Consider the following 25,816-nt stretch of genomic DNA (forward strand, 5'->3'; position numbering starts at 1 on the left):
AATTCATGCCAATGCCATCGACAGCGCCACAAAGTCGAACCAGCCTCAAGGTGTTTTGGCTCGGCGTTTTTATCCTCGTCTTCATCGCTGTCTATAGTGTCGGCTGGTATTTTGCCGCAGAATTTCTGCGCACACGCATCGTCACCTTCTTTGCCGGCGGCAATCCCTCCGGCATCGAGGCCAATTGCGAAGATGCCAAGATCGGCGGCTACCCCTTTCGGTTCAGGCTGAACTGCGACCGCCTGTCGATCGATGACCGTGACCAGGGCATTGCCGCCTCCTTCGGCGCCGTACGCGCCGCAGCCCAGATCTACAATCCGGGCCAGGTGGTCTGGGAGATGGACGGGCCGGCCGAAGTCCGCTCGGCCTATGGATTCAACACGACGACGAACTGGTCCAACATGCAATCGAGCTTCCGCGCCGGCTTTTCCGGCCTGGCGCGCAGTTCGTTGGTCATCGAAGGGCTGGACACGACGGTCACTTCGACCGCCACGGCACAGACAGTGGGGGTCAAGGCCGTCAGCGCCGAGCAACATGTCCGGCAGGCGGAGGGCAATCTCGACTATGCGACGCTGGTGCGTGACGTCACGATTGCGATCAATGGCAAGCCGGTAGACCTGCCGCCGCTGTCGGCGAGCCTCGACACTACCTTCGCCGAGAAGGGTGGCCTTCTTGATCCGCGCGTCGCGCGCGATCAGAAACTGCGCGGCACGCGGGGTGAAGTCCGTCGCATGGTCGTGGACATTGGTGAGGCGCGCGTCGTCACGCTCAGCGGCCCCTTCGAGATCGGCGAGGACGGATTGCTCTCGGCCACTCTGCGGATCGAGATTGAGGAAATCGACGGCTGGCGCGGAGCGCTTGGCAAGGCCTATCCCGAAATGCGCGAGACCGTTGACAGCGCTGCCCAAGTGGTCAAGGCCCTGTCCCTCGGCCGCGATGACGGCTCGGCGGACATCAACATTCGCAACGGCAATATCACGCTCGGCTTCATTCCGCTTGGCAAGATCCCGCCGCTCTGAGCGGGATCAAAGGCGTTTTCCCGCCGCGTCTTTCACTTGTCGAGGGCGTGGCGACCGAAATCGGGCGAATCGACGTCCTGACCGGCCTGAACGATGGAGCGTCGGATGGTGCGGGTGCGTGAAAAGAGTTCGAACAGCTTATCGCCCTCGCCCCAGCGGATCGCACGCTGCAGATAGGCGAGATCTTCCGAAAACCGCGCCAGCATTTCGAGGATGGCATCCTTGTTGTGCAGGCAGACGTCCCGCCACATGGTTGGGTCGGAGGCCGCAAGGCGCGTGAAGTCGCGGAAACCGGAGGCCGAATACTTGATCACTTCCGATTCAGTGACTGTCTCCAGGTCGTCGGCCGTACCGACAATGTTATAGGCGATGATATGCGGCAGATGCGAGACGATCGCGAGCACCTTGTCATGGTGCTGCGGGTCCATCTCGTCGATCATCGAGCCCAGCGCCTTCCAGAAGTTGCTCAGACGCTCAAGGGCTGCCCGGTCCGTGCCCGGCAGCGGCGTGAAGATGCACCAGCGCCCCTTGAAGAGACCGGTGAAGCCAGCATCCGGGCCGGACTTTTCCGTGCCTGCCAGCGGGTGGCCGGGAATGAAATGCACGCCGTCCGGCATATGCGGCGCCATCTGCGCAATCACCGAGGCCTTGGTCGATCCGACATCGGTGACGATTGCCCCGGGCTTCAGATGGGGCGCAATATCGCGCGCCACCGCCTCGGATGCGCCGACCGGCACCGAGACGATGACGAGATCGGCATCCTTCACCGCTTCGGCTGCCGAGAGCGTGTAGGCCGTGCCAAGCCCGAGTTCCTCAGCCCGCTTCAATGTCTCTGCGCTGCGGGTGGAGATGACCACATCCTTCGCCAGAGACAGCTTCTTGATATCGCGGGCAATCGAGGAACCGATCAGGCCGATACCGATCAGGGCGATGCGGTCGAACAGGATTTCAGACATTAGCGGGGACCCATAAATTCGGTAAGGGCGGCGATGACGCCGAGATTGGCCTCTTCGCTGCCAATCGTCATGCGCAGCGCATTGGGAAAGCCGTAGGACTTGACGGCGCGGAGAATGAAGCCGCGAGCGGTCAGGAAATCATCGGCATCGGTGGCCCTGTATCCGTCGACATCGGGGAAATGGATGAGCACGAAGTTTGCCACCGACGGCGTTACCGCAAGGCCGATGCCGGCAAGCGCCTCGCTCACCTTGGCAAGCCAGACCTGATTGTGCTCGACGGCCCGTGCCGTATGCGCCTGGTCGCGGATGGCAGCGGCCCCGGCGGCAATGGCCGGTGTATTGAGGTTGAACGGCCCGCGCACCCGATCAAGCGCATCAATGATTTCGGCCGGTCCATAGACCCAGCCGATGCGCAAGGCAGCAAGCCCATAGACCTTGGAGAAGGTGCGGGTCATGACGACATTGCGATTGGCGGAGACAAGTTCGATGCCCGCCTCATAATCATTGCGCCGGACATAATCGGCATAGGCCGCGTCGAGCACCAGAATGACATGCGCCGGAAGCGCCGCCTGCAACCGCTTGATTTCGGCATAGGGCACATAGGTACCGGTCGGATTGCCGGGATTGGCGAGGAAGACGATCTTCGTCTTTTCGGTGACAGCCGCCAGGATCGCGTCGACATCGACGCGCTGATCGCGCTCTTCGACGGTCACGGGCGTGGCGCCGGCCGCCAGGATCTGGATGCGATAGACGAGGAAACCATGCGCGGTGATGATGCCTTCATCGCCGGGGCCGAGATACACATGCGCCAACAGACCGAGCAGTTCATCCGAGCCATTGCCGCACAGGATGTTATCGGCGTTGAGACCATGCACCTCGGCAATCGCTGTGCGAAGCGCGCGAGCCTGGCCGTCTGGATAGACCTCAAGCCGCTCGGCAGCGGTGCGGAAGGCCTCAATTGCGTTGGGGCTTGGGCCAAGCGGCGTTTCGTTCGACGACAGCTTGAAGACACGCGCCACCCCGGCTGCATGCTCCTTGCCCGGAACATAGGCTGCAATATCCAGGACCCCGGGACGGGGCGTCGGCTTCGTCAAGGCGTTCATGAGACTGCTTTCCGGCTCACCGGGCGGGAGGATGCCTGCCCTTCACACGCCTGTCGCAATAAAGCCGAACAGCGGATTTGTCGAGGCGGACGAGTGCCGCAGCCTGTGCTGATGACGGCTGACATCACCCGTTTCAGGCCTTGGGCGGCAGGGTCCGCGTTGTCGGCACGCCCTGCGGCGCGAGCACCGGCGCAAAGACGCGCCGCGAGGCGCGGACAGCCACGGGCAGACCCTGGTAGAGCCGCTTCTGCGCCTCGACGACGATGGCGCCGGAGAATGCCGGCCAGAGCAAGCGCCCCATGCGCTCGAAACCGCGCCGCAGGCGAAGGATCGCCCGGATCTTTGATGGGGGAAAGAACAGCGCCTCGGCGGAGGCCCCGGGGGTAAAATTCGTCTCGCGCAAAAGCGCCGTCAGCTGGCCGCGCGAATAGGGTCGGCCCGACCCGAAGGGCGTGTGCTCCATGCGGGCCCAGACACCCCGACGATTGGGCACCACGATCACCAGCCGTCCGCCAGGCGCCAGCACCCGCCAGATCTCCTTCAGCGATTCCCGCGGGTTTTCCGCAAATTCCAGGGAATGGACCATCAGCACACGATCGACAGAGCTGTCCGGCAGCGGCAACTCCTCTTCGAAAACCAGCGCTGTGGCCGAAGGCTCTCCAACCGGCCAGTTCACCGCCCCCTGGCCCGCCGGCATGAAGGCCATGGTGCGCTCGGTATCGGCACGAAAGCGATCGAGGAACGGCGTGCAGTAACCGAGTCCGACAAGACGCTCTTGCGGCAGACGCGCCCAGACAGACGAAAGCGCCATAGCAATCGACTGCTCAGCCACGCGCCCGAGCATCGTGTAATAGAATTGCCTCAGATCGACGATATCGACATGCATGAACTTATTGTTAGCAGCACCTCATTGGAGTTCAAGGCGCGAACAGCTACATTAGCGCAACGAGGTGGGACAGAAAAAACGGATCGACAATGAAATCTTTGCAGATCGAAACCTTCATCTGCCGAAGTGACAACTTCGGCGCGCTCGTACATTGCCGCGAAACCGGCGAGACAGCTTCTATCGACGCGCCGGATTTCGATGCGATCGTCAGTGCTGCAGAGCGGCGGGGATGGACAATCACCCATGTGCTCACGACCCATCACCATGGCGATCATGTCGAGGCCAACCTTGCCCTCAAGGAGGCCTTCGGCTGCGAGATCATCGGCCCGCGCAACGAGGCGGCCGCGATCCCCGGCATTGACCGCACTGTCGGTGACGGCGACGAATTCGTGTTCTGCAATCGGCCCGTACGCGTGATCGAAACGCCAGGCCATACCGCCGGTCACATCTGCTATTATTTCCCGGAGGACGGCGTGCTGTTTTCCGCCGATACGCTGTTTGCGCTCGGCTGCGGCCGGCTTTTCGAGCGGTCCGCCATGGACATGTGGCATTCGCTGCAGAAACTCGCGGAACTGCCCGACGAGACCGTGGTCTATTTCGGCCACGAATACACACTCTCCAATGCCCGCTTTGCACTTACCATCGATCCAACCAATGAACGGTTGAAGGCACGCGCCGAACTGATCGAGATGCAACGCGCCCGCGGCACCTATACCATTCCGACGACGATTGGCCTTGAAAAGGAAACCAATCCCTTCCTGCGCGCCGCCGATCCGGAGATCCGCAAAGGGCTTGGCATGGAAGGTGCGACCAATGACGAGGTCTTTGCCGAAATCCGCCGGCGCAAGGATAATTTCTGATGCAGGCTGAAGCGATCATCGGGGCACTTGGCATGCAAAGGCATCCCGAGGGTGGCTGGTATGTCGAGACATGGCGCGACGCCCATGGCGGGCCGCGTGGTCATGCCACCGCAATCTACTACCTGCTTGAGGCAGGCGAGCGCTCGCATTGGCACAGGGTGAAGGATGCGGGCGAGGTCTGGCATTACTACGCAGGCGCGCCGCTCGCGCTGCACCTGTCGGACGATGGCCGGACACAAAGGACCGTGACACTGGGTCCGGACGTCCTGGCCGGGGAACGCCCGCAAGCCATCGTCGAGGCCAATGTCTGGCAGGCGGCCGAAAGCCTTGGGGCCTTTACCCTTGTCGGCTGCACGGTGGCACCAGGCTTTGATTTCTCCGTCTTTGAAATGGCCCCGCCCGGCTGGGCCCCCGGTCAATAGACGGCAAGCGACAGCGTAAGGATCAGCTGGGCGAGATAATAGGTCGCCCAGACCAGATGGGCGGCATAGCCGTCCAGCACATGGCCGGGCCCCGTCCAGTATTTCCGGATCGTCAAGACAACGTCCGAGAGGATGAACAGGCTCGCCCCGACGAAGACCAACTGATCTGGAAGTCGTAGCGTCAATGCCAGAAGGACCATGAAGACCACGACATAGAGACTGATCGGCCAGGCCATGCGTCCGGCAGGCCGGCGGATGCGCAGGAGGACGGCGATCGTTCCCGCCGCAACGACAAGCGCCGCCACAATGGACCACGGCGCCACTCTGCCGGGCTCGCCCAGGATTACGAGAAGCGCGATATAGGCCGCATGGCTGAGAAGAAAGGCAACCACCCCTCGGATAAAGGCGCGATCCCCATCAAAGGCGAGGAAGGCGTCGCCGAGCGCGCTCAAGAGCAAGGCCCCGACCAGCAGCGGATGTCCATCGACGAGAGCTGTGTAGAGCGCCAGAAGCAGGATAGGTGTGACCTTCCACACCGCACGGACGAGCGTCTTCCGCCGGGGAAGGATCAGGTGATAGCTCAGTCCCAGCGCGACCGAGAGAATGAGTATCCCGGTTGCGAGCTCGGCCATGGCATCCTGGTCAGTTCGGGGCTTTTTTCCTCGAAAACAGCATATCCCGCGCCGCCAGCACCGCACCACCGGTGATCAGCACGCATGCCAGACCAATAGTGGCCCTAAACTCACCAAACCCAAAAATGATCAGATTGAGCGTCGACAGAAGCGGCGCTGCATAGCTCGAGGCCCCGAGAATCTGGATATCACCATTCTTGACGCCATAATCCCAGGTATAGAAGGCGAGGCCGACCGGCAAAAGACCAAGACCGATCACGGCAACCCATTGCGAGACATCCTGCGGCCAGACTGTGGTCTCCAGCCCCAGATGGCAGAGAAGCGACAGGATCGACGTGGCGAGGCAGAAACCGGTGACGACATCGGTAGACACAGCCTCGAAACGCCGGCTGATCAGCGAATATCCAGCCCAGGTAAAAGCGCAGAGGAAGGCAGCGAGATAACCGAGCGTGAAGGCCGGATCGAAGGCGACCCCCTTGTCGGCGATGATCAGCGCGGTTCCCGCAAGGCCGGTCAGCGCGCCGGCAACATGATACCAGCGCAACTTCTCACCCGGCAGAAGAGCCGAACCGACGACAATGAACAGCGGCCACAGATAGGCGATCAACCCGGCCTCCACGGCCGGCGCATTGCGCAACGCCGTGAAGTAGAGGAAATGATAGCCGAACAATCCCGCAACGCCGGTGATCCAGACCTTGGCCGGCTGGCGCAACGCCTGCAACCGCTCCGGGCGGGCGATAAACAGCGCGATCCCCGGCAGGCTACCGATGGCAAAGGCAATCGCCGAGAGCTGGAAGGGCGGCATGGTGCCAGAGGCGGCCGTCATCAAGGCGAGAATGGACCACATGAGGATGGCCGTGAAGCCGATCAAGGTTGCTCTGGTCTTCATTCAAACCCCTATAGCGGGGTCTGGCGCCCGCGAAAAATCAGCCGTCGAACGTGTCTGCCGAAACATGCACCGTGCCGTAGCGTGTCGGGATTTTCGCATAGACTGGAGCATATAGCTTCAGCGTCGCCGTCTTGGCAAACCAGATCTCCATCCCCTCGACCGACTTCAGGTATTCGATATCCTTGCGTCCCTTGCGATAGCCGGATCGCGGCTCATAGCGTACGGAGCAGACGATCGCCTCCCCCTTGACCTTGCCGGCCGAGAACGTTTCGGTTCGCTTCGGCCCCAGCACCAGGTCCATCCGGCTTTCCCCATCGAAAACAGGCAGCCGTTGACTGCAAACATCGACATTGCCGGGAATGAGGAGCGCGCCGATGGGGTCCATCACCGACTTCAGATCGGCTGCAGTCACTGGCACCCATCTGGCCGATCGCGGCCGGGGCTTGGGTTCGACCTTCACATCGACGACATTGCCATTGGCAAAGCTGACATCGTAGAGGCTCTTCTTGCGCCCGCTGCGATAATCCAGCGTATAGCGTTCGGGCGACAGACCTGCCCCGACCAGCCGTCCGGTGATCCGGCTTTCGGCCGAAACCTCGCGCACCACTTCGGCAAGCCCGGTCGCACGGAAGCGGCCGTCGATGCGATAGCGGTCGCCGTCGACTGTCGTGCGAAAGGTCAGCTGGGCAATCGGCAGGATCCCGAGTGTAACGCTGTAGGCACTCTCGTAGCGGGCGTCGGCCGCAAGGCCCATGGGTGGTGAAACGCCGAAAAGCGCAAGACCGAGAGCCAGACGTATGACAGCTGCAGAATTCTTCATGGCGTTTCTCCCGGCACGGTTGGCAAGGACACGCGTGTCGGTGTCATCGGCTTGCATCCTCTGCATGGACTGTGGCAAGAAAATAACCGAACGCGGCCGCGACGGCCGGAAAATCCAAGCTTTGGCTTGACGCGCCGGTTCCCACTGACTATAGAACCGCAACTTTCCAATCAGCCGCTGTTGGATTGCCTCACCGGCATTTGCCCGGTGGCGATGCGATAGCCTAGAAAAACAATAGGTGTACCATGTCCCGCAGTTGCGAATTGACCGGCAAGGGCGTCCAGTCGGGCAACAATGTGAGCCACGCGAACAACAAGACCAAGCGTCGGTTCCTCCCGAACCTTTGCGACGTCACGCTGATCTCGGATGCTCTGAACCAGCGTTTCCGTCTGCGCGTTTCGGCTGCAGCCCTGCGCTCGGTCGAGCATCGCGGTGGCCTCGATGCATTCCTGCTCAAGGCATCTGAAACCGAACTCAGCATGCGCGCTCGCCTGCTGCGTCGCCAGATCGCCAAGAAGACCGCAGAAGCCGCTTAATAAGCCGGCATCAGCGCTGAACGTTTGCGGCTTGACCGGTCACCCGGTCAAGCCCTTTCGTTTGTCAGGACCAGGCGAAAATACCTGACAGTCCCGTCCGCCTCACAGTATCGTCCCTCCAACTGGTGGCATCACCCAGGATAAAAAAATGCCTATCATGCGCTCTCTTCTGATCTACAGCCTGCTGATGACGACCGTCGTGGTCGCCTCCAACTTTCTTGTGCAGTATCCGCTCCACATCACGCTCGCAGGCATCAATCTCGCCGACCTGCTGACCTTCGGCGCTTTCACCTATCCGATCGCCTTCCTGATCACCGACCTGACCAACCGCCAGTTTGGCCCCAAACTCGCACGTCGCGTGGTGTTTGTCGGCTTTATCGCCGGCGTTCTCCTGTCGATCCTGCTCGCCTCCCCGCGCATTGCGGCGGCCTCCGGCTCGGCCTTCCTCGTTGGCCAACTGCTGGACATTTCGGTGTTCAACAAGCTGCGCCGCGAAAGCTGGTGGAAGGCGCCACTGATGGGTTCGCTCATTGGCTCGGCGCTCGACACAGTGATCTTCTTCTCGATGTCCTTTGCGCCGCTCTTCGGTTTTCTCGGCGTCAATGACGACTTCGCCATCGGCACGGCACCGCTCTTCGGTGTGCTGGCCATGGAAGCGCCGCGCTGGATCTCCTGGGCGGTGGCCGACTTTAGCGTGAAGATGCTGATCGGCATTGTCATGCTCGTGCCCTATGGCGCGCTGATGACCGTGGTGCGCCCTATGCCCGCGGCAGAACGCGCCGTCTGAAGCACTTGCCTTCACCAAAAAAGGCAGCACGGGAAACCGCGCTGCCTTTTTTGCATTCGCGGTTTATCCGCACGACATCAGCGATCGAGCTTGAACTCGAGCATCAGCGTCCGCTGGAGGATGGAGTGGTTGTCGTCGGACACGACGATCAGGCGCATAGAGCCATCGGCCGCGCGGAGCACGTCCATGCCTTCCATATTGTCGATCTGCGACCGGTTGTCGGCCTCGAAGAGGATGTCGCCATCGACGACGGCCTGAGGGCGAAGCGTATCGCCTTCGATGCGTCTGAGCCGCATGGCAACACCTGATGCGATCGAGAACCGGCGCTCCAGAAGCAGCAGGTCGCCATCGGCCAAGAAGGCGCCATCGGTCACCTCGAAACCGTCACGCGGCCGGACACGAAACTCACCGGCCAGAGGGCCACCGAGAATGCCCGCGATGAGGTTGCCCTCCTCATCCACAGTCTTCTCCGAGATCGCCACCAGCGCGCCTGCCAGAGGCCCAGCTGGAGGTGCCACGATCAGAGCCTCGATGCCGCCATTGCCACGCAGACGGCGGGCGTCGAAAGGAAGCGGCAGGGGCGCGGATGGCAGGGCCTGGCCGAGATCGGAAATTGGCTGATAGGTGATAACGCGGTGGCGCTGTTCAAAGCCGACATGGGCGCGGCTACCGCCTTCGATGGCAAGGCTCTCCGCATCCACTTGGAACTTGCTGCCACTCTCTGCACCATCGGGGTCAAGAAGCGGCGCCAACGAGACCTCAGTCACGCCTGACAGGTGCTGATCGCCATTGCGGACGATCCGGCCCGTGATCCAGTAACCCGTGTCGAAAACGCCGAGAAAGCGATCCTCATCGAGAAAGCGGATCGAGGAGAAGGCACCGAAAAGCGGCTCCGGCGAAGACAATTCGAGGCCGCCGATGAAACTCAGGCCATCTGCGAAGACTGGCGCGCCACCCAAAGCGTCAATGACCTGGGTTTCGACCGCAATGGGAAGCACTTCTCCAGCCGGGATCTTGGCCGGATTGCAGCCTGCAAGGAAGACGGATGCAGACAGCGACAGACAAAGCGCGATCGACGCTCGGCGTCCGGACGCTGCCCGCTCAGGCACGCCGGCGCGCCCGGCCACTCGATGCCTGATCCTCGAACAGCGATGCGAGCTGTTCGGTCATTGCGCCCGCCAGTTCGTCGGCGTCAACAATGGTCACGGCGCGGCGATAATAGCGGGTGACATCATGGCCGATACCGATGGCGAGAAGTTCGACCGGCGACTTCGTCTCGATCTGCTCGATGACAGCGCGCAGGTGCCGCTCCAGATAGTTGCCCGGATTGACCGACAGCGTCGAATCGTCGACCGGCGCACCGTCCGAGATCATCATCAGGATCTTGCGCTGCTCACGCCGACCAATCAGGCGGTTATGCGCCCACATCAGCGCTTCGCCGTCGATGTTTTCCTTGAGCAGGCCTTCGCGCATCATCAGGCCGAGATTGCGGCGCGACCGGCGCCAGGGCGCATCCGCCGACTTGTAGACGATATGGCGCAGATCGTTCAGGCGGCCCGGCAGAGGGGCCTTGCCGCCAGCCAACCACATTTCGCGGCTCTGGCCGCCCTTCCACGCCTTAGTGGTGAAGCCGAGGATCTCGACCTTGACGCCGCAGCGTTCGAGCGTGCGGGCGAGGATATCTGCGCAGGAGGCGGCAACGGTGATCGGGCGACCGCGCATCGAGCCGGAATTGTCGATGACCAGCGTGACGACCGTGTCGCGGAACTTGGTGTCCTTCTCCTTCTTGAAGGAAAGCGGCTGCATCGGATCGATCACCAGACGCGTCAGCCGCGCCGGATCGAGATAGCCCTCTTCAAGGTCGAAGTCCCAGGACCGGTTCTGCTGCGCCATCAGGCGGCGCTGCAACCGGTTGGCAAGGCGGCCAACGGCGCCCTGAAGATGGGCGAGCTGCTTGTCGAGGAAGGCACGCAGCCGGTCGAGCTCGGCTTCGTCGCAAAGTTCTTCGGCGGTAATTTCCTCGTCGAAATCCTGGGTGAAGATCTTGTAGTCGACCTTCTCGTTGAAATCGTCGAAGGGCGTGGCCGGACGGCGCATCTCGCCGGGCGTCTCGCTGTCGTCGTCGCCCTCGTCCGACATCTCTTCTTCGGAGATCTCGGCACCATCCATCTCGCCGTCGTCGAGCTGTTCCTGCGATGCTTCGCTCTCCTCCGCGGGGGCCGAATCCTGGCCTGCCTCGTCCTCGGAGTTTTCCTGATCCTGCTCGCCGCTGCGCGGCTGTTCTTCGTCGGTGGACTGGTCGTCCTCCTCGCCCTCCTGCTCGTCGTCGCCCATGTCCTCGGCCATATCCATGGCAGAGAGCATGTGGCGGATGACACGTGAGAAGGCCTGCTGGTCTTCGATTACGGTCGACAGGTTCTCAAGATCGGCACCGGCCTTGCCCTCGATGAAGGGCCGCCAGAGGTCGAGCACCTTGCCGGCGGTTTCCGGTGCTTTCTGGCCAGTCAGCTTCTCACGCACCAGCATGGCAACCGCTTCACCCAACGGCGCATCTTCCTGGCGGCTGATCGTCGAGAAATTCGCTTTCGCGTATTTCTCGGTGTTCATCGACTGGATATTGGAGGCAACCCCCGGCATGCGCAGCGAGCCGAGCGATTCCACACGCGCCTGCTCGACCGCATCGAAGATCGCGCGGGCGTCTGCCCCTTGCGGCGCAAGCGCTGCATGGACCTTCTGGTCATGGCAGGCGATCCGAAGCGCCATGGAATCGCCGAGACCGCGGGTCACGGCGAGTTCATGCGCGGTCGGGCGCTTCGAGATTTCAGGCAGGCGGACACGTTCGCCGGCAAGCCCCGGACGCTCGTTGGCGAAGGCGACCTCCACCTGCGGATCGCCCGCAATCGAGCGCACGCAGCCGGTGATCGCACGGCGCAAGGGCTCCGTATCGATCACGCCGTTGGCCTTGGCCTTCGAATTGTCGCCCCGCCCTGCCATGCCATCAGTCCTTATGCGCCGAGTACGATATTGGCGGCACTTTCCTTGAGCTCGATACCGAACGCACGCTGATACTGTTCGGCCACCAGCGTCCGCTCCAGCTCGTCACACTTGTTGAGGAAGGTAACGCGGAAGGCAAAGGCGACATCGCCGAAGATTTCGGCGTTTTCGGCCCAGGTGATGACGGTACGCGGGCTCATCACGGTCGACAGGTCGCCGTTGACGAAGGCTGCACGCGTCAGGTCCGCCAGGCGAACCATGCGGGACACCGTGTCACGACCTTCGGCCGTTGCACCAAAGCTCTTGACCTTGGCGCAGACGATGTCGACTTCCTTGTCATGCGGCAGGTAGTTGAGCGTCGTCACGATCGACCAGCGGTCCATCTGCGCCTGGTTGATCTGCTGCGTGCCATGATAGAGGCCGGTCGTATCGCCGAGACCAACCGTGTTGGCCGTCGCGAAAATGCGGAAAGCGGGGTGCGGACGAATGACACGGCTCTGATCGAGCAGGGTCAGGCGGCCGGCGCTTTCCAGAACGCGCTGGATGACGAACATGACGTCCGGGCGGCCGGCATCGTATTCGTCGAAGACGAGCGCGACATTGTGCTGGTAGGCCCAGGGCAGGATGCCGTCCTTGAATTCGGTGATCTGCTTGCCGTCCTTGAGGACGATGGCGTCCTTGCCGACGAGATCGATACGGCTGACATGGCTGTCGAGGTTGACGCGCACGCAGGGCCAGTTCAGCCGGGCCGCAACCTGTTCGATATGCGTCGACTTACCCGTGCCGTGGAAGCCGGACACCATGACGCGGCGGTTATGGGCGAAACCGGCGAGGATGGCGAGGGTCGTCTCGCGGTCAAAAAGATAGTCGGGATCGAGGTCGGGCACATAGGCATCGCCCTTGGAATAGGCCGGCACCCGGATATCCGAGTCGATGCCGAAGACCTCACGAACCGAAACGGTGGTATCGGGCAGGTTGGTAATATCTAGATCAATTTTGCTCATCGTGTCTCCCCGCCAGGCGATACCGTCCGGCCGCATGCGTCGCTGCAGTGTGTTCGGATTAACAGAAACCGGCCTGCTTTAACAATTTGTAGGCTTCGATAACAGCGCGAAAACGCTCTTCGGAGGCCCTGTCTCCGCCATTTGCATCCGGATGGTGTTTTTTTACAAGCTCCTTGTAGCGCGTCTTAATGTCCGTGGCATTGGAACTCACGGTCAACCCCAGCGTATCGAGCGCTTTTGCTTCCAGCGTCTTCAGTTTCCGGTCGGCCGCCTTGTAGCGCGAGGCGCCGGCACGGCCCTGCTCGACGAAGCCGAATGGATCCTTCATCCGCGCCTGGGACGCGGCCGAGCCGGATCGCGCTGTCGAGTGCAGCGGGCTAGACTTCGCCGCCTTGTTGACGCCCACTGTCCAGGTCGGACGATGACCGGTGATCGCTTCCTTCTGGTAGCGGGCGATCTCGGTGTCTGACAGGCCGGAAAAGTAGTTATAGCCCTTGTTGTAATCCTTCACATGCTCGAAGCAGAACAGGAAGAACTGGCCTTCGGCATGCCTGCCCACGGGGGCGCGATGCGCGCCTGGTCGCTCACAGCCGTCCCATTGACATGTCGGATTGGATGGCTCCGGTTCCGCCGTGCGCTTTCGCTTGGTGCGGATGCCATCAAAATATTTCGAGTCGAGTTTCATGCGCTAATTATGGGGCGACGAGACAGCCCCGACAAGAATTGACAAACCGGAATGTTGCGCGCTTTGTGGGGCTTTTTGCGAAGCACCGCCCAGGAGGCCACATGTCGGTCAGAAACCGCATCGAAGCGACGCTGAAGGACGCCTTCCAGCCGGAACGACTGGTCGTGATCGACGAGAGCCATCAGCATGCGGGCCATCAGCCTGACATCACCGGCACCGGCGAGACCCATATGCGCGTCCGGATCGTTGCAAACACGTTTGCCGGCATGAGCCGCCTTGCGCGCCACCGCGCCGTGACCGACCTGCTGAAGCCGGAGCTCGATGCCGGCCTGCACGCGCTGGCCATTGAACCTGCGGCCCCTGGCGAACCCACCCGCTGGTAAGGTGGCAACGAATAACGGCAGCCAAGCCGCCGTCAGCTCTGCTGTTCGATCGGGCGGATGCGCAGCCTGGTGATCCGGTTCTTTTCCCGCCTCAGCACGATGAAGCGCTTGCCGTAGAAGGTGAAGGCCTGACGCTCTTCGGGAATGGTCTTCGATTCGTGAATGACGAGACCGGCAATGGTCGTCGCTTCCTCATCGGGCAATTGCCAGTCCAGGGCGCGGTTGAGATCGCGGATCGGCACCCCACCATCGACCACGATCGAGCCGTCGCTGTCCTGACGCACACCCTGGATTTCCAGATCGTGCTCGTCGGAAATATCGCCGACGATTTCCTCAAGAATATCCTCCAGCGTCACCACACCCTGCACTTCGCCATATTCGTCGACGACAACGGCAAAATGCGACCGCCGACGCAGAAAGGCGTTGAGCTGGTCTTTCAGGTTGGTGGTGTCGGGCACGAACCAGGGCTTGTGGGCAATCTTGACGATATCGATGTGAACGGGCTCGACGTCGGGTTCAGCCAGCGCCCGGATCAGATCCCTTGCGTGAACCACACCGATGATATTGTCGGTGGCCCCACGCCAGACCGGCATACGGGTATAGGGGCTCTCGAGGATCGTGCGGACCACGACTTCGGGCGGATCATCGGCATTCACAGCGCGCATTGCCGTGCGGTGAATCAGCACGTCGGAGACTTCAAGCTCTTCCAGATCGAAAAGGTTCGAAAGTCGGTCCTTGTAAACCCTATCCGACGGATGACTGTCTCGCGCAGAGGCTCCGAGCGCTGCCGACAGCTGCTCCTGGCTGCTGAACGCCAGCGTCTCGGCCGTAAGCCGCGTGCCGGTCAGCCTCAGGAGCGAACGCACCAGGGCATTGGCAAACCGGGTCATCACGCCGACACCTGGATTCATGCGGACCTCTGCTCATCAAGGAAGCGCAGGACTTCGGATGCCGGCACGTCATCGGCCACGAAGGATTGGCCGAGGCCATGGGTGAGAATGAAGGTGAGCTGGCCACCCTTGACCTTCTTGTCCTGAGCGATCGCATCCATCAGAACCTCAGTGGGAGGCAGCTCACCCGGGATCTGGTCCATGCGTGTCGGCAGGCCGACCTCGGACAAATGGGCCTCGACACGATCGGCCAAATCCGGGCTCGCCAGGTTCATCCGGGCCGAGAAGCGATGCGCCAGCACCATACCGATCGAAACGCCCTCGCCATGCACAAGGCGGCTGCTGTCGTATTGCGTGGCGGCTTCCAGCGCATGGCCAAAGGTGTGACCGAGGTTGAGAAGCGCACGACGGCCATTCTCACGTTCATCGGCAACGACGACATCGGCCTTGGCCTGGCAGGAGACCGCGATCGCCTCGATGCGGGCCGCACCGCCGGCAAAGACGTCACGCCAGTTTTTCTCCAGCCATTCGAAGAAGTCGGGTTTGTCGATCAGGCCGTATTTCGCCACTTCCGCATAGCCGGCACGGAACTCGCGCTCCGAAAGTGTGTCGAGCACGTCAGTATCGGCCAGCACAAGATCGGGCTGATTGAAGATGCCGACGAGGTTTTTGCCCTGACGGGCATTGATGCCGGTTTTGCCACCGACGGAACTGTCGACCTGAGACAGGAGCGAGGTCGGGATCTGGACGAAGCGTACGCCACGCCGCACGATGCCGGCGGCAAAACCGGTGAGATCACCGATGACACCGCCACCGAGCGCGATGACCGTATCATTGCGCTCGATGCGCGCCTCGAGCAGCACGTCGCAGACCTTGGTCAGGTAGTCGAAGCTCTTGGTCTTTTCACCCGCAGGCAGCGCCACTGAGACGGCCTCGATGCCATCGGTCTGGAGGCTGTCCATCAGCGCGTCGAGATAGAGCGGCGCGACATTCTCGTCGGTGACGATCGCTGCCCGGCGTCCCTTGATCCGGGTGGAGATCTCGCCACCGGCGCGACGCATCAGGCCGGGCCCGATCAGGATGTCATAAGCGCGCTCGCCCAGCGCCACATGCACCAGGCGTTCCGTCGTCTCGTCCTTGCTCATTGGTTCTTGTCCTTGCCGCTTCGGTTGAGGATTGCCGAAAGCACTTCCTCGGCAATCACGTCCTTGCGCACGTCGCGCGATTGCACGGTAATATCCGCCAGTTCATAGATCGGATAGCGCCGATCCATCAGATCCTTCAGGGTCTGCTTGGGGTTCTCGGTCTTCAAAAGCGGTCTATGATCGCGCTTGTTGACCCGCTCCCACAACACGTCGAGATCGGCCTTCAGCCACACCGACACACCACCGCGCTCGACCTGAGCCCGCGTGCGCTCGTTGATGAAGGCCCCGCCGCCGGTGGACACGACACGCGGCCCCGTGCGCAGGAGACGCTTGATGACCCGCGTCTCAAGCGCGCGGAATTCCTCTTCGCCATAGGCTGCGAAGAGTTCGCTGATCGACATGCGTGACACGCGCTCGATCTCTGCGTCCGTGTCGATGAAGGGCAACGCCATTTGCTGGGCCACGAGGCGCCCAATCGCAGACTTGCCCGCCCCCATCAATCCGACGAGGACGAGATTGCGACGTCCGAGCGCCGCTCGGGCGCGCTCACCCAGACTGGGAGCAAGGTTGAGGATCGTATCGGTCATCGGCCTGTTCGAAACTGTTTCTTCACGGTATTGACAAATAGGGAGCGAGCGTCAAGCCATAGCCACAAATCAAGCAGAGAACTGCACCCCTTGCATCTTGACCCAGCGCCTCCCCATGTAGGAAGACCCAAGGCCTAAGGATCGCCGATGCCAACCCTGATACGCTTCCTGTTCATATGCGCCACGCTGGTCGGGCTCGTCTATGCGGCGATGTGGTCTGTCGCGACCTTTGTCGAGCCGAGGGAACGCGACGTCACGGTCCGCATACCGTCCGAACGTGTGAACCCGGTGGAATGAGGCTCGAAGAGACCAGTGTCCGACCTGAGCCATGCCCGCGTCGAAGCCTTTCTCGAAATGCTCAGCGCCGAGCGCGGAGCAGCCGCGAACACGCTTGTCTCGTACGAACGCGACCTTGACGATCTCGCCTCCTTCCTCTCCGGCCGGGGCCAGACAGTGGGACAGGCGAGCCGCGAGGATTTGACTGCCTACCTCAAGGATCTCTCGCATCGTGGTTTCATGCCGACCTCACAGGCAAGACGCCTTTCCGCCATGCGGCAATTCTACAAGTTTCTCTACGCCGAAGGCTTGAGAACCGACGATCCGACGTCGATCCTCGACGCACCGAAGAAGGCGCGATCGCTGCCGAAGGTTCTTTCCGTCGAAGATGTCGACGCAATGCTCTCGCTTTGCGAGGCCGAGACCCAGCAGGAAGGCGATGACCAGCCCGCGCGCATCCGGCGACTGGCGATGGTGGAACTCCTCTACGCAACCGGGATGCGGGTAAGCGAACTGGTCGCCCTGCCGGTGAAGGTTCTGAGCCAGGAAGGGCGCTTCCTCGTCGTTCGCGGCAAGGGCAACAAAGAGCGCCTGGTCCCCCTGTCACGCACGGCAATCGAGGCGCTGGCCCGGTGGGGCGCCGCACGCGCCGCTGACCCCGCCCAGGCGGACAGCCCGTTTCTGTTTCCAGCCAAGAGCAAGGAGGGCCATGTCGCCCGCCAAGTGTTTGCGCGCGAACTGAAGGATCTCGCCATCCGTGCCGGCCTTCCGGCCTCGGCGGTTTCGCCGCATGTGCTGCGCCATGCCTTTGCCAGCCATCTACTGGGCAATGGCGCAGACCTGCGCGCCGTACAGGAACTGCTCGGGCACAGCGACATTTCCACCACGCAAATCTACACGCATGTTCTGGACGAGCGCCTCCAGCAACTGGTCCAAACGCATCACCCTCTTGCAAAACAGGCCAAAAACCTTGATTAGGACCGGCAAAGCCGGTTCCCGACAGCCGGGAAGACCAAGGATCAACCGATCGGAACTGAGTTCATGCACAACTATCTCGACTTCGAAAAGCCAATCTCCGACCTGGAAGCCAAGATCCGGGAACTGAAGAAGCTGGCCGAAGAGGATCAGAGCATCGACACCTCGGAAGAGATCACGCGGCTGGAAAGCCGGGTCGATGAGGCGACGGTGGAGATCTATTCCAGGCTGAACGCCTGGCAGAAGACCCAGGTCGCGCGCCATCCGCAGCGTCCGCACTTCGTCGACTATGCCGCACGGCTCTTCACCGATTTCACCCCGCTGGCTGGTGACCGTAAGTTTGCCGAGGACGCCGCCATCCAGGCTGGCCTCGCCCGCTTCAACGGCATGCCGGTCGCCGTCATTGGCCAGGAAAAGGGCAACGACACCAAGTCGCGCATCAAGCACAATTTCGGCAGCCCGCGTCCCGAAGGCTATCGCAAGGCAATCCGCGTCATGGAAATGGCGGATCGTTTTGGCCTGCCGGTGATCACGCTGATCGACACGGCTGGTGCCTATCCGGGCGTCGGCGCGGAAGAACGTGGCCAGGCGGAAGCCATCGCCCGCTCGACCGAGATGTGCCTCGGGCTCAAAGTGCCGATGGTCTCGGTCGTCATCGGCGAAGGCGGCTCTGGCGGTGCGATCGCAATTGCCACAGGCAACCGCGTCTACATGCTGGAGCATGCGATCTATTCGGTCATCTCCCCGGAAGGTGCAGCCTCCATCCTCTGGCGTGACTCGACGCGCGCCAAGGAAGCGGCGACCAATATGAAGATCACGGCGGAAGATCTGAAGGGTCTTGGCATTATTGATGCCATCATTCCCGAGCCGGTTGGCGGCGCCCATCGTGCGCCCGAACAGGTGATCGACGCGACTGGGAAGGTGATCGCCTCCGCACTCGCCGAGCTGACCCCCCTGCCGGGCGACAAGCTGCGCACGGCACGACGCGAGAAATTCCTCGCCATCGGCCGGGACTTGTGATCCGCCGACTTGTGCCGTCACTTTATCTTTCGGTGAAATGACGGCATAAGACGTTTGGCCCGCGCGACAGCCGTTGGTTTATAATTTGTGAAGAAAGCGGTCTTAGACTGACGGGGATCGGCTCTGTTCGAGCCACCTGTTCACGTTACCGGAAAGAGCGTTCGCGAATGCGCTTGAAATCGACGGCCCTGGTTCTGATTTTTGCTGCCGCCCTTGCAGGCTGCAATGACACGCTGGAAAGCGCTGTCTACGAGTCCCCGAAGGTTGCCAACAAGGTGGAGCAGCCGCTGCCGGCCCGCCTTGTGGCTGAAATCCAGAAGAAGGGCATGGATCGCAATGCCCCGATCATGCTGCGCATCTTCAAGGAAGAAGGCATTCTGGAAGTCTGGAAGGCCAAGACCAACAACCGCTTCGACAAGGTCGTGGAATACGATATCTGCGCCTGGTCCGGTCGGCTTGGCCCCAAGATCAAGGAAGGCGACCGACAGGCGCCCGAGGGCTTCTATCCCCTGACGCCCTACCATCTGAACCCGAATTCGAAGTATTTCCTCGCCATCAATACGGGCTTCCCGAACCAGTTCGACCGCGCCAATGGCCGCAATGGCACCAATCTGATGATCCATGGCGCCTGCTCGTCCTCGGGTTGCTACTCGATGACCGACGCGCAGATCCTCGAAATCTATGCCTTTGCCCGCGACGCCTTCAAGGGAGGCCAGCAGGCAATCCAGCTGCAGGCGTTTCCATTCCGCATGACGGCCGAGAACATGGCACGTCATCGCCACAGCCAGCACTATGATTTCTGGAAGACGCTGAAGGTGGGTTATGATCACTTCGAAGTGACCAAGCGCCCGCCCGAGGTCAATGTCTGCAACAAGAACTACGTGTTCAACCAGCTGACAGCCGATGGGGCGAGTTTCAATCCGCAGGGCGCCTGCCCGGCTACGACCACGCCTCCCGCCCTGACGGCGGCCCTTAGCGGCTACAATGCCGCTTATGACGCAGCCTATGCCAAGGCGATGAAGAAGTACGACGGCAAGATCTGGTACGATCCGACGGAAGCCGAACGCAAGGCCCTCGTGGCCGATCTCCGGAAGTCGCGCGCCCATGACCTTGCATTTGCCCCGACAGGCTCTGCGCTGAAGGCCGGCCGTTTCATGCGGGCGGAAGAAGCTGAGGTCGCGAACCAGACGCCGATCACCGGCACGGCCGCCGTCAACCAGATGGCGGCAGCGCAAAGCAACCAGCCCGCGGCGACGACCGCGACCGCGACGACGGCCGCAGCATCAACCGCCCAGGCAACGACGACGGCTGCGCCGCAGACAGCTGCTGAAGGTCAGCCGGCGGCCGGAATTCCGATCCCGCAGCCCAACCCGCTGGTTCCACCCGTTACGGCGGCAGCTGCAGAACCGGCCAAGAAGAAGCCCTTGTGGAAGCTCTGGTCATCGGAATGACCGACGGAACGGTCTATGACCTGAAGGGGCTGAAATGCCCCCTCCCCGTCCTGAAGACCCGAAGACGGCTCGCCGACATGCCGGCGGGTGCCGAACTGGCCATCGAGACCAGCGATCCACTGGCCGGCATCGACATCCCGCATTTCTGCCAGGAAGACGGTCACGCACTCCTCGCGCAGGAGAAGCACGAGGGTGGCCACCGTTTCCTCATTCGCAAGGGCGGATGAGCCAGGGCTGCACTCTCTTCAGAACTTGAAACCCGGCACGGCCAGCGGATTGTCGGTCATTGCCTGACGATCCGGCCGGTCGATGGAAACCTTGCCCGTAAAGGCGTCGAACAACTCCCGGACATAGGTTTCCGACAGATCCTTGGTGATGAGGACCAGTCGCGTCTTGCGGTCCGAACCCTCCGGCCAGGCCGGCAGGCGGACGGGTGGATGGAAGATCGACTGCACGCCATGCAGCACGAGCGGCTTTTCCGGCCGGTCGGTCAGCGCCACGATCGCCTTCATCCTGAGCAGCTTCTCCCCATGCGTGGAGCGCAGCAGGTCAACGAACATGTTGATCGCCATAGGGTCGATCGGCGTGTCATGCACGATCGAATAGGAGCGGATCGATGCGCCATGCCGGTTGACGTCGTGGTGGTGGTGATGATGGCCGTGGTGCGCATGCCCGTGCCCAGGTTCATGATCATGGTCGTCATGGTGATGGTGATGGTGATGGTGATCGTGAGCGACCTCGTCGCGCAGCCAGCGATCAACATCAGCGATCTTGGTTGCGGGATCGTAGAGCCCGTTGACCAGGATTTCGGCACGGGCGGCCGCTTCGAGGTCACCATCGGTGATCGGCGCACGCGGATTGATCTCGCGCAGCCGACGCTCGACCCGGGCAATCTCCTCGGCAGATGCGAGCGTCTTCTTGGTCAGGATCAGACGATCGGCGACGGCCACCTGCCGATAGGCTTCGGCATGGGCGTCGAGCGTCGCAAGCACGTTGACGGCATCGACCACCGTCACGACGCCATCGAGATCGAAGGACTGGGCGATTGCCGGGTGCCCCATGACCGACTGCATGACGGGTGCTGGATCGGCGAGTCCGGTGGTTTCGATCACGACACGGGACAATGGCTTGATACGGCCGGTCTGCATGCCGTCCACAAGTTCAGCCAGCGTGTCGACCAGTTCGCCGCGCACCGTGCAGCACAGGCAGCCATCGGAGAGTTCGACGACGGCATCGTTCGAGGTTTCGACCAGCAAATGATCGATCCCGACCTCGCCAAATTCGTTGATGATGACCGCTGCATCCCGCATTGCCGGATCCTTGAGCAGGCGGTTCAGCAGCGTCGACTTGCCGGCCCCGAGGAAGCCGGTGAGGATCGAAACAGGAATGCGGGGTAAGGTCATGACGGATCTCAGAAGGTGGGACGGGGTCTGGGGATCGGCACATTGGCGATTTCCCCGATGGCACCCTTGGCGGCATCCACAGGGTCTCCACCGGGGATGAGGCCGGCAAAGCTCATCACGGGAGCACGACCCATTTCATGGATATAGGGCGACAGCAGCTTCATGCGGCCGGCTTCGTCGCGACCTTCGCTCCGCACCTGCCGGGCCTGCGGATTGCAGATCTGGGCGCTGATGTCGGTGACCTGATCGATCCCTTCGCCATACGGCTTCAGGCTGGCCAAGGTGGCGCCTGCTTTGGTTGCAGTCAGACCCTGCTGGAGCAGATCGGCGGAAAGATCGGCGCGACCACCAAGGCTGTCGGCGCCGAGCACAACCGAAATCACGGTGCGGCCGTTGCGGCTGGCCGAGGACACCTGATTGAAGCCGGAGGCGCAGATATAGCCGGTCTTCATGCCATCGGCGCCATCGAACCGCCCAACGAGAAGATTGAAGTTCGGATAATCCTTCTTGCCGGTCGTCACCCCCTCAAGGGCGAAATAGCCTGCATATTCCGGAAACTCGCGGCGGATTGAGGTGGCCAGGATCGCAAGGTCACGAGCGGTTGTATACTGCCCCTTGCCCGGCAGGCCGTTCGGATTGACGAACCGGCTGGAGGTCATGCCGAGCCGTGCCGCTTCCGCATTCATGCGCTGAACGAAAGCCGCCTCGCTGCCGCTGACGGTTTCACCGATCGCGACGGCCACGTCATTGGCCGACTTCACGATGAGGAGCTTCAAGGCGCTGTCGAGCGTGAGCTTCGATCCCGGCTTGAAATACATCTTGCTGGCCGGCTGGTCGGCGGCATGCTTGCTCATGACAACGACGCTGTCGGGGGAGAGCTGGCCGGCGCGCATCGCCCGGAAAGTCGTATAGGCCGTCATCAGCTTGGTCAGCGATGCGGGATACCATTTCCGGAAGGCTTCCTGATGCGCGATGACGCGACCGGACTGGACATCGACGACCATCATCGGATTGGCAGCCGCCAGGCTCGGCATGGCGACGGCAGCCATCGATGCGACGACCATGATGCGGCCGAAGGCTCGGGTTGCAGAAAACATGCGGGAAGGCTTCGTGAACACGACCTCTGTCCTTTGTCTGGCTGGTGTCTCGCAATCGGCGCGGCAATGCCCTAATAACGAAGCAATGGCAAAGCCGTTCGATTACGTCAATTGAAAGGCATCGAATTGCCGCCGACAATTCTGTGATCCGCAATGACCGACCGGGACCCGATACAATGCCAGTTCTGAACCGCGCCTGCGAACTCCAGGCCGAAGCGACCGAGTGGCGCCGCCACCTGCACGCCCACCCCGAACTCCTATACGATGTCGAAAACACCGCAGCCTTCGTCGAGGAAAAGCTGAAGGAATTCGGCGTGGACGAAATCATCACCGGGCTGGGACGCACCGGCGTCGTCGGCATCATCAACGGCAAGGCTCCAGGCCGCACGATTGGCCTCAGGGCCGACATGGACGCCTTGCCGCTGGAAGAGATCACCGGCAAGCCCTGGGCCTCGAAGACATCAGGCCGGATGCATGCCTGCGGCCATGATGGCCATACCGCCATGTTGCTCGGTGCGGCGAAGCACTTGAGCGAAACCCGCAATTTTACTGGACGCGTTGCCGTGATTTTCCAGCCGGCAGAGGAAGGCGGCGCCGGCGCGCTCGCTATGGTCCGTGACGGCCTGATGGAACGCTGCGCGATTGAGGAAGTCTATGGCATGCACAACATGCCGGGCATGAAGGCCGGACATTTTGCCATCCGCAAAGGCGGCATCATGGCCGCTCCCGACAAGTTCCAGATCACGTTGCATGGCCGCGGCGGCCATGCGGCAGAACCGCACAACACCTTCGATCCGATCGTCATCGGCGCGCAGATCGTCAGCAATCTGCAGACAATTGCCTCGCGCAACGCCAATCCCGTTCGCTCGGTGGTGGTCTCGGTGACGCAGTTCCATGCCGGAACGACGCATAACATCATCCCGGAGGAAGCCACCCTGTCTGGCACCGTGCGCTCCCTAGACGAGGAAGTGCGCAGTCTTGCCGAACGCCGCATTGGCGAAATCGCAATGGGCATTGCGACAGCTAACGGTGCAGAAGCAACGTTCGTCTATGACCGAGCCTGCCCCGTAACGGTCAACCATCCCCGCGAGACGGAACATGCAGCGCGTGCGGCAATGGATGTCGTGGGCCCTGACAATGTCGATACGGAGGTCGATCCCAGCATGGCGGGCGAGGATTTCTCCTTCATGCTGCAGTCACGCCCTGGCGCTTATATCCTGGTTGGCAATGGTGACAGCGCTGGCCTGCACAATCCGGCCTATGACTTCAACGACGAGATCATCGCGACCGGCATCTCCTACTGGGTGAGGCTCGCCGAACAGCGCCTCGCGCCTTGAAACCATTCACATGGGCACGCCAAGGAAAGTGCTTGGCTTGCCCGCTCCGCTTTTGTATGGAGAAAGCAGTGGTTCCGTAGCTCAGCAGGATAGAGCATCAGATTCCTAATCTGAGGGTCACGCGTTCGAATCGCGTCGGAATCACCATCGAAACAATTCAAACATTCCGCACCCCCATTCAGCGCTCGATGGATGCCAGCGCCCTACACGTTCTCGTCATAACACGAGCATAGAAAGCACCCTCGCGAATCTGGGGTTGCATCAGGGAACAAAAGCCTATCAACTCCACCATAGTCCACACGGCCTCCTTGCTCCGGCAACGATGTCGTCCTGTAACGGGAGGAAATGCCATGGCATTCAAGAATCCCGGCGCGACAAATAGTCATCTCGTAGAGCGTGCCGTTTCCAGATTGAGCGAAGACGCACCCATGTCCATGGCTCAGGGCCAGAAGGCCAATGCTGCGGCACTGGTAAACTATCTGGTGACAAGTGGTGTGACCAATGAGGATGACCTTGTTGAGCTTGCCCTCTTGGCTAATGGAAAGCGCTACGATCCCGCTGACGGAAGCTTCACCTGACGCATTCGCGGTAGCTTGGCCTTTTGCGCGATCAAGCCCATGGAAACCGAAGGCTCCCACGCACACCTCATGTGCTACCGGAGGGCAGGATCCTTGCGCTTTGCATCAAGCGCGGTTTGCAGGGCTTGCGCCTGTTCCATGAGCCGCGCGGGGTACGGCTCTCTTTCAACCGCCTCCCTCAATTCATCAAGCTTGTCCCGAACAATCCCGCCGCTCCGGTCGCGGCGGCCGGGTCGTCCGTATTTGGGTTCGTCAGTCATTCGATTCTCCGATCAGCGAAGGGCCGCTCAAGGCCTCCTGAACATAACGCTGTTTCCCTTGGCTATACGTCAGTTGAGCTGCTGCGGATCGACAACCCGATTGCTTGTCACGTGATCGCGTGTGTCTTCATCAGAAGTACCTTCGATCTGTTCGATGTTCACTTCGGGAAAATGCGCAGCGAGCGCACGCTGATCGCCGAAACCCAGCGGGTCCCCCTCCAGGAGCAGGGTCAGGCTCTGGCCGACATCAACCGGTCCGTCATGCGATAGCTGCACCCTGCCGCCACCTGACAGCACCAGCGTCGCCGTCCCTTGAAAACCCTGCTTGATCAACCAGTCGCGCGGTGCCTCGGTCGTAACCCGAACGGAGTAGCCTTCATCCGACCGCGTGACTGACACGTGATAGCTGACCGGCGACAGGTGTTCCCCTACCAGGAGGTGGCCTTGGCCATCCGTGTTTTGGAGATGCGGCATAAGAAGGGTCCTTTTCATCTGGTGGAAGCGAAACGCTAACACGCGCCACGGCCCGGATGTTCCCACGCGAAAAGAGCAATTGCGGCGGAACCACACGCGGAGCGAGACGTTGCGGCAGAGGGAGAAGGAGTAACCGAAGACATGCGTGACAAGAGCCAGACAAAGGACAGGAGCAGAAGGCGAGAGCCTGTCTCGATGCGACCTGACGGTCAATCGAACCTTGCTGGCCAAGACTGCCTACGCTGCAGTTCGTGTGGAATGCATGAATGACCCCGCTCCGATATTTTAACCTTTGTCATTTTGCGGAACCATGGAGATCGCTCGGCGTTTGCGGCTCATGGGCGTTC

At 61.5% G+C, this 25,816-nt stretch carries 29 protein-coding genes, 1 tRNA gene and 1 pseudogene; 14 read left to right on the forward strand and 17 right to left on the reverse strand.

Annotation, left to right across the window (positions count from 1 at the left end):
* Positions 1-5: 5 nt before the first annotated feature.
* Positions 6-1,019 carry a DUF2125 domain-containing protein gene (locus tag IP76_RS08690; protein ID WP_054157828.1) on the forward strand — a complete coding sequence of 338 codons (1,014 nt, stop codon included), beginning with the start codon at positions 6-8 and terminating at the stop codon, positions 1,017-1,019.
* A 32-nt stretch (positions 1,020-1,051) separates the two neighbouring features.
* On the opposite strand, the gene IP76_RS08695 is transcribed toward IP76_RS08690, so the two are convergent.
* The 3 genes from IP76_RS08695 to IP76_RS08705 all read right to left on the reverse strand — a co-directional run bounded on the left by IP76_RS08695 (position 1,052) and on the right by IP76_RS08705 (position 3,964).
* Entirely contained in the window at positions 1,052-1,975 is a 924-nt protein-coding gene (locus IP76_RS08695; protein ID WP_054157829.1) for a prephenate/arogenate dehydrogenase family protein, read from the reverse strand.
* Positions 1,975-3,078, reverse strand: a complete 1,104-nt coding sequence (gene hisC / locus IP76_RS08700; RefSeq protein ID WP_054157830.1) for a histidinol-phosphate transaminase — start codon at positions 3,076-3,078, stop codon at positions 1,975-1,977. The genes IP76_RS08695 and hisC overlap by 1 nt, the downstream gene beginning before the upstream one ends.
* A 133-nt stretch (positions 3,079-3,211) precedes the next feature.
* Positions 3,212-3,964, reverse strand: coding sequence for a class I SAM-dependent methyltransferase (locus IP76_RS08705; RefSeq protein WP_054157831.1), 753 nt, complete (start codon positions 3,962-3,964; stop codon positions 3,212-3,214).
* Positions 3,965-4,053: 89 nt separating this feature from the next.
* On the opposite strand from IP76_RS08705, the gene gloB reads away from it, so the two are divergent.
* A complete protein-coding gene (gloB, locus tag IP76_RS08710) occupies positions 4,054-4,824 on the forward strand; it encodes a hydroxyacylglutathione hydrolase (protein WP_054157832.1) in 771 nt (256 codons plus the stop codon).
* Positions 4,824-5,246, forward strand: coding sequence for a cupin domain-containing protein (locus IP76_RS08715; protein ID WP_054157833.1), 423 nt, complete (start codon positions 4,824-4,826; stop codon positions 5,244-5,246). The genes gloB and IP76_RS08715 overlap by 1 nt, the downstream gene beginning before the upstream one ends.
* Here the strand turns inward: IP76_RS08715 and IP76_RS08720 are convergent.
* Genes IP76_RS08720 through IP76_RS08730 form a run of 3 tightly spaced genes read right to left on the reverse strand, consistent with a single transcriptional unit; the run spans position 5,240 to position 7,587 of the window.
* A complete protein-coding gene (locus IP76_RS08720) occupies positions 5,240-5,878 on the reverse strand; it encodes a lysoplasmalogenase (protein WP_054157834.1) in 639 nt (212 codons plus the stop codon). The genes IP76_RS08715 and IP76_RS08720 overlap by 7 nt on opposite strands.
* Positions 5,879-5,888: 10 nt before the next feature.
* The gene (locus IP76_RS08725) at positions 5,889-6,767 is read right to left on the reverse strand and encodes a DMT family transporter (RefSeq protein WP_054157835.1); all 879 of its coding nucleotides are present in this window, start codon (positions 6,765-6,767) and stop codon (positions 5,889-5,891) included.
* A gap of 37 nt (positions 6,768-6,804) precedes the next feature.
* Positions 6,805-7,587, reverse strand: a complete 783-nt coding sequence (locus IP76_RS08730; protein ID WP_054158068.1) for a DUF3108 domain-containing protein — start codon at positions 7,585-7,587, stop codon at positions 6,805-6,807.
* Between the two features lie 245 nt (positions 7,588-7,832).
* Here IP76_RS08730 and rpmB point away from each other — a divergent pair, with 245 nt between their 5' ends.
* Complete coding sequence (gene rpmB, locus IP76_RS08735; RefSeq protein WP_054157836.1) at positions 7,833-8,123, forward strand: 50S ribosomal protein L28; 291 nt, start codon at positions 7,833-7,835, stop codon at positions 8,121-8,123.
* Between the two features lie 148 nt (positions 8,124-8,271).
* Positions 8,272-8,910 (forward strand): VUT family protein, encoded by a 639-nt coding sequence (locus IP76_RS08740; RefSeq protein WP_054157837.1) that lies wholly within the window; start codon positions 8,272-8,274, stop codon positions 8,908-8,910.
* Positions 8,911-8,987: 77 nt separating this feature from the next.
* Here IP76_RS08740 and IP76_RS08745 read toward each other — a convergent pair whose 3' ends face one another.
* The 4 genes from IP76_RS08745 to IP76_RS08760 are packed head-to-tail and all read right to left on the reverse strand — an operon-like array spanning position 8,988 to position 13,593.
* Positions 8,988-10,037: an esterase-like activity of phytase family protein gene (locus IP76_RS08745; protein WP_082352468.1), complete on the reverse strand. Its 1,050-nt coding sequence runs from the start codon at positions 10,035-10,037 to the stop codon at positions 8,988-8,990.
* Positions 10,012-11,904, reverse strand: coding sequence for a cobaltochelatase subunit CobT (gene cobT / locus IP76_RS08750; protein WP_054157838.1), 1,893 nt, complete (start codon positions 11,902-11,904; stop codon positions 10,012-10,014). The genes IP76_RS08745 and cobT overlap by 26 nt, the downstream gene beginning before the upstream one ends.
* A gap of 11 nt (positions 11,905-11,915) precedes the next feature.
* On the reverse strand, positions 11,916-12,908 hold the full coding sequence (gene cobS, locus IP76_RS08755; protein ID WP_054157839.1) for a cobaltochelatase subunit CobS: 993 nt from the start codon (positions 12,906-12,908) through the stop codon (positions 11,916-11,918).
* A 58-nt stretch (positions 12,909-12,966) separates the two neighbouring features.
* Positions 12,967-13,593: a J domain-containing protein gene (locus tag IP76_RS08760; protein WP_054157840.1), complete on the reverse strand. Its 627-nt coding sequence runs from the start codon at positions 13,591-13,593 to the stop codon at positions 12,967-12,969.
* Positions 13,594-13,694: 101 nt separating this feature from the next.
* Here IP76_RS08760 and IP76_RS08765 point away from each other — a divergent pair, with 101 nt between their 5' ends.
* Entirely contained in the window at positions 13,695-13,976 is a 282-nt protein-coding gene (locus IP76_RS08765; RefSeq protein WP_054157841.1) for a BolA family transcriptional regulator, read from the forward strand.
* A gap of 32 nt (positions 13,977-14,008) precedes the next feature.
* Here the strand turns inward: IP76_RS08765 and IP76_RS08770 are convergent.
* From IP76_RS08770 to IP76_RS08780, 3 genes and pseudogenes are all read right to left on the reverse strand, one after another.
* Positions 14,009-14,875: pseudogene (locus tag IP76_RS08770) on the reverse strand (transporter associated domain-containing protein); the annotation flags it as partial.
* Positions 14,876-14,883: 8 nt separating this feature from the next.
* Positions 14,884-16,011, reverse strand: a complete 1,128-nt coding sequence (aroB, locus tag IP76_RS08775; RefSeq protein ID WP_054157843.1) for a 3-dehydroquinate synthase — start codon at positions 16,009-16,011, stop codon at positions 14,884-14,886.
* Positions 16,008-16,598 (reverse strand): shikimate kinase, encoded by a 591-nt coding sequence (locus tag IP76_RS08780; RefSeq protein WP_054157844.1) that lies wholly within the window; start codon positions 16,596-16,598, stop codon positions 16,008-16,010. The genes aroB and IP76_RS08780 overlap by 4 nt, the downstream gene beginning before the upstream one ends.
* Before the next feature lie 147 nt (positions 16,599-16,745).
* Here IP76_RS08780 and IP76_RS23285 point away from each other — a divergent pair, with 147 nt between their 5' ends.
* From IP76_RS23285 to IP76_RS08800, 5 genes are all read left to right on the forward strand, one after another.
* Positions 16,746-16,895 carry a hypothetical protein gene (locus IP76_RS23285; RefSeq protein WP_197278323.1) on the forward strand — a complete coding sequence of 50 codons (150 nt, stop codon included), beginning with the start codon at positions 16,746-16,748 and terminating at the stop codon, positions 16,893-16,895.
* Positions 16,896-16,910: 15 nt separating this feature from the next.
* Positions 16,911-17,852: a site-specific tyrosine recombinase XerD gene (gene xerD / locus IP76_RS08785; protein ID WP_082352469.1), complete on the forward strand. Its 942-nt coding sequence runs from the start codon at positions 16,911-16,913 to the stop codon at positions 17,850-17,852.
* 63 nt (positions 17,853-17,915) lie between these two features.
* Positions 17,916-18,869, forward strand: a complete 954-nt coding sequence (locus tag IP76_RS08790; RefSeq protein WP_054157845.1) for an acetyl-CoA carboxylase carboxyltransferase subunit alpha — start codon at positions 17,916-17,918, stop codon at positions 18,867-18,869.
* Positions 18,870-19,036: 167 nt separating this feature from the next.
* Entirely contained in the window at positions 19,037-20,320 is a 1,284-nt protein-coding gene (locus tag IP76_RS08795) for a murein L,D-transpeptidase family protein (RefSeq protein WP_054157846.1), read from the forward strand.
* The gene (locus tag IP76_RS08800; RefSeq protein ID WP_054157847.1) at positions 20,317-20,547 is read left to right on the forward strand and encodes a sulfurtransferase TusA family protein; all 231 of its coding nucleotides are present in this window, start codon (positions 20,317-20,319) and stop codon (positions 20,545-20,547) included. Before IP76_RS08795 ends, IP76_RS08800 begins: the two co-directional genes overlap by 4 nt.
* An 18-nt stretch (positions 20,548-20,565) precedes the next feature.
* Here IP76_RS08800 and IP76_RS08805 read toward each other — a convergent pair whose 3' ends face one another.
* Both IP76_RS08805 and IP76_RS08810 read right to left on the reverse strand, forming a co-directional pair.
* Positions 20,566-21,723, reverse strand: coding sequence for a GTP-binding protein (locus tag IP76_RS08805; protein WP_054157848.1), 1,158 nt, complete (start codon positions 21,721-21,723; stop codon positions 20,566-20,568).
* Between the two features lie 8 nt (positions 21,724-21,731).
* Entirely contained in the window at positions 21,732-22,787 is a 1,056-nt protein-coding gene (locus IP76_RS08810; RefSeq protein ID WP_245281433.1) for a D-alanyl-D-alanine carboxypeptidase family protein, read from the reverse strand.
* A gap of 209 nt (positions 22,788-22,996) precedes the next feature.
* Here IP76_RS08810 and IP76_RS08815 point away from each other — a divergent pair, with 209 nt between their 5' ends.
* From IP76_RS08815 to IP76_RS08825, 3 genes are all read left to right on the forward strand, one after another.
* Positions 22,997-24,157: a M20 aminoacylase family protein gene (locus IP76_RS08815; RefSeq protein WP_054158071.1), complete on the forward strand. Its 1,161-nt coding sequence runs from the start codon at positions 22,997-22,999 to the stop codon at positions 24,155-24,157.
* Between the two features lie 70 nt (positions 24,158-24,227).
* Positions 24,228-24,304: transfer RNA gene (locus IP76_RS08820), tRNA-Arg, on the forward strand.
* Between the two features lie 203 nt (positions 24,305-24,507).
* Positions 24,508-24,735, forward strand: a complete 228-nt coding sequence (locus tag IP76_RS08825; RefSeq protein WP_054157850.1) for a hypothetical protein — start codon at positions 24,508-24,510, stop codon at positions 24,733-24,735.
* A 74-nt stretch (positions 24,736-24,809) separates the two neighbouring features.
* On the opposite strand, the gene IP76_RS08830 is transcribed toward IP76_RS08825, so the two are convergent.
* Entirely contained in the window at positions 24,810-24,995 is a 186-nt protein-coding gene (locus tag IP76_RS08830; protein ID WP_054157851.1) for a hypothetical protein, read from the reverse strand.
* Positions 24,996-25,064: 69 nt separating this feature from the next.
* Positions 25,065-25,469 (reverse strand): hypothetical protein, encoded by a 405-nt coding sequence (locus IP76_RS08835; RefSeq protein WP_197278324.1) that lies wholly within the window; start codon positions 25,467-25,469, stop codon positions 25,065-25,067.
* Positions 25,470-25,816: the final 347 nt, after the last annotated feature.

Source organism: Rhizobium sp. AAP43 (assembly GCF_001296045.1).
Classification (GTDB): Bacteria; Pseudomonadota; Alphaproteobacteria; order Rhizobiales; family Rhizobiaceae; genus Allorhizobium.

Bases quoted from the DNA above. Each gene is read 5' to 3' on its own strand.
- IP76_RS08690 (WP_054157828.1), top strand. From the start codon at position 6: ATGCCAATGCCATCGACAGCGCCACAAAGTCGAACCAGCCTCAAGGTG.
- IP76_RS08695 (WP_054157829.1), bottom strand. From the start codon at position 1,975: ATGTCTGAAATCCTGTTCGACCGCATCGCCCTGATCGGTATCGGCCTG.
- hisC (WP_054157830.1), bottom strand. From the start codon at position 3,078: ATGAACGCCTTGACGAAGCCGACGCCCCGTCCCGGGGTCCTGGATATT.
- IP76_RS08705 (WP_054157831.1), bottom strand. From the start codon at position 3,964: ATGCATGTCGATATCGTCGATCTGAGGCAATTCTATTACACGATGCTC.
- gloB (WP_054157832.1), top strand. From the start codon at position 4,054: ATGAAATCTTTGCAGATCGAAACCTTCATCTGCCGAAGTGACAACTTC.
- IP76_RS08715 (WP_054157833.1), top strand. From the start codon at position 4,824: ATGCAGGCTGAAGCGATCATCGGGGCACTTGGCATGCAAAGGCATCCC.
- IP76_RS08720 (WP_054157834.1), bottom strand. From the start codon at position 5,878: ATGGCCGAGCTCGCAACCGGGATACTCATTCTCTCGGTCGCGCTGGGA.
- IP76_RS08725 (WP_054157835.1), bottom strand. From the start codon at position 6,767: ATGAAGACCAGAGCAACCTTGATCGGCTTCACGGCCATCCTCATGTGG.
- IP76_RS08730 (WP_054158068.1), bottom strand. From the start codon at position 7,587: ATGAAGAATTCTGCAGCTGTCATACGTCTGGCTCTCGGTCTTGCGCTT.
- rpmB (WP_054157836.1), top strand. From the start codon at position 7,833: ATGTCCCGCAGTTGCGAATTGACCGGCAAGGGCGTCCAGTCGGGCAAC.
- IP76_RS08740 (WP_054157837.1), top strand. From the start codon at position 8,272: ATGCCTATCATGCGCTCTCTTCTGATCTACAGCCTGCTGATGACGACC.
- cobT (WP_054157838.1), bottom strand. From the start codon at position 11,904: ATGGCAGGGCGGGGCGACAATTCGAAGGCCAAGGCCAACGGCGTGATC.
- cobS (WP_054157839.1), bottom strand. From the start codon at position 12,908: ATGAGCAAAATTGATCTAGATATTACCAACCTGCCCGATACCACCGTT.
- IP76_RS08760 (WP_054157840.1), bottom strand. From the start codon at position 13,593: ATGAAACTCGACTCGAAATATTTTGATGGCATCCGCACCAAGCGAAAG.
- IP76_RS08765 (WP_054157841.1), top strand. From the start codon at position 13,695: ATGTCGGTCAGAAACCGCATCGAAGCGACGCTGAAGGACGCCTTCCAG.
- aroB (WP_054157843.1), bottom strand. From the start codon at position 16,011: ATGAGCAAGGACGAGACGACGGAACGCCTGGTGCATGTGGCGCTGGGC.
- IP76_RS08780 (WP_054157844.1), bottom strand. From the start codon at position 16,598: ATGACCGATACGATCCTCAACCTTGCTCCCAGTCTGGGTGAGCGCGCC.
- IP76_RS23285 (WP_197278323.1), top strand. From the start codon at position 16,746: ATGCCAACCCTGATACGCTTCCTGTTCATATGCGCCACGCTGGTCGGG.
- IP76_RS08790 (WP_054157845.1), top strand. From the start codon at position 17,916: ATGCACAACTATCTCGACTTCGAAAAGCCAATCTCCGACCTGGAAGCC.
- IP76_RS08795 (WP_054157846.1), top strand. From the start codon at position 19,037: ATGCGCTTGAAATCGACGGCCCTGGTTCTGATTTTTGCTGCCGCCCTT.
- IP76_RS08800 (WP_054157847.1), top strand. From the start codon at position 20,317: ATGACCGACGGAACGGTCTATGACCTGAAGGGGCTGAAATGCCCCCTC.
- IP76_RS08805 (WP_054157848.1), bottom strand. From the start codon at position 21,723: ATGACCTTACCCCGCATTCCTGTTTCGATCCTCACCGGCTTCCTCGGG.
- IP76_RS08810 (WP_245281433.1), bottom strand. From the start codon at position 22,787: ATGGTCGTCGCATCGATGGCTGCCGTCGCCATGCCGAGCCTGGCGGCT.
- IP76_RS08815 (WP_054158071.1), top strand. From the start codon at position 22,997: ATGCCAGTTCTGAACCGCGCCTGCGAACTCCAGGCCGAAGCGACCGAG.
- IP76_RS08825 (WP_054157850.1), top strand. From the start codon at position 24,508: ATGGCATTCAAGAATCCCGGCGCGACAAATAGTCATCTCGTAGAGCGT.
- IP76_RS08830 (WP_054157851.1), bottom strand. From the start codon at position 24,995: ATGACTGACGAACCCAAATACGGACGACCCGGCCGCCGCGACCGGAGC.
- IP76_RS08835 (WP_197278324.1), bottom strand. From the start codon at position 25,469: ATGCCGCATCTCCAAAACACGGATGGCCAAGGCCACCTCCTGGTAGGG.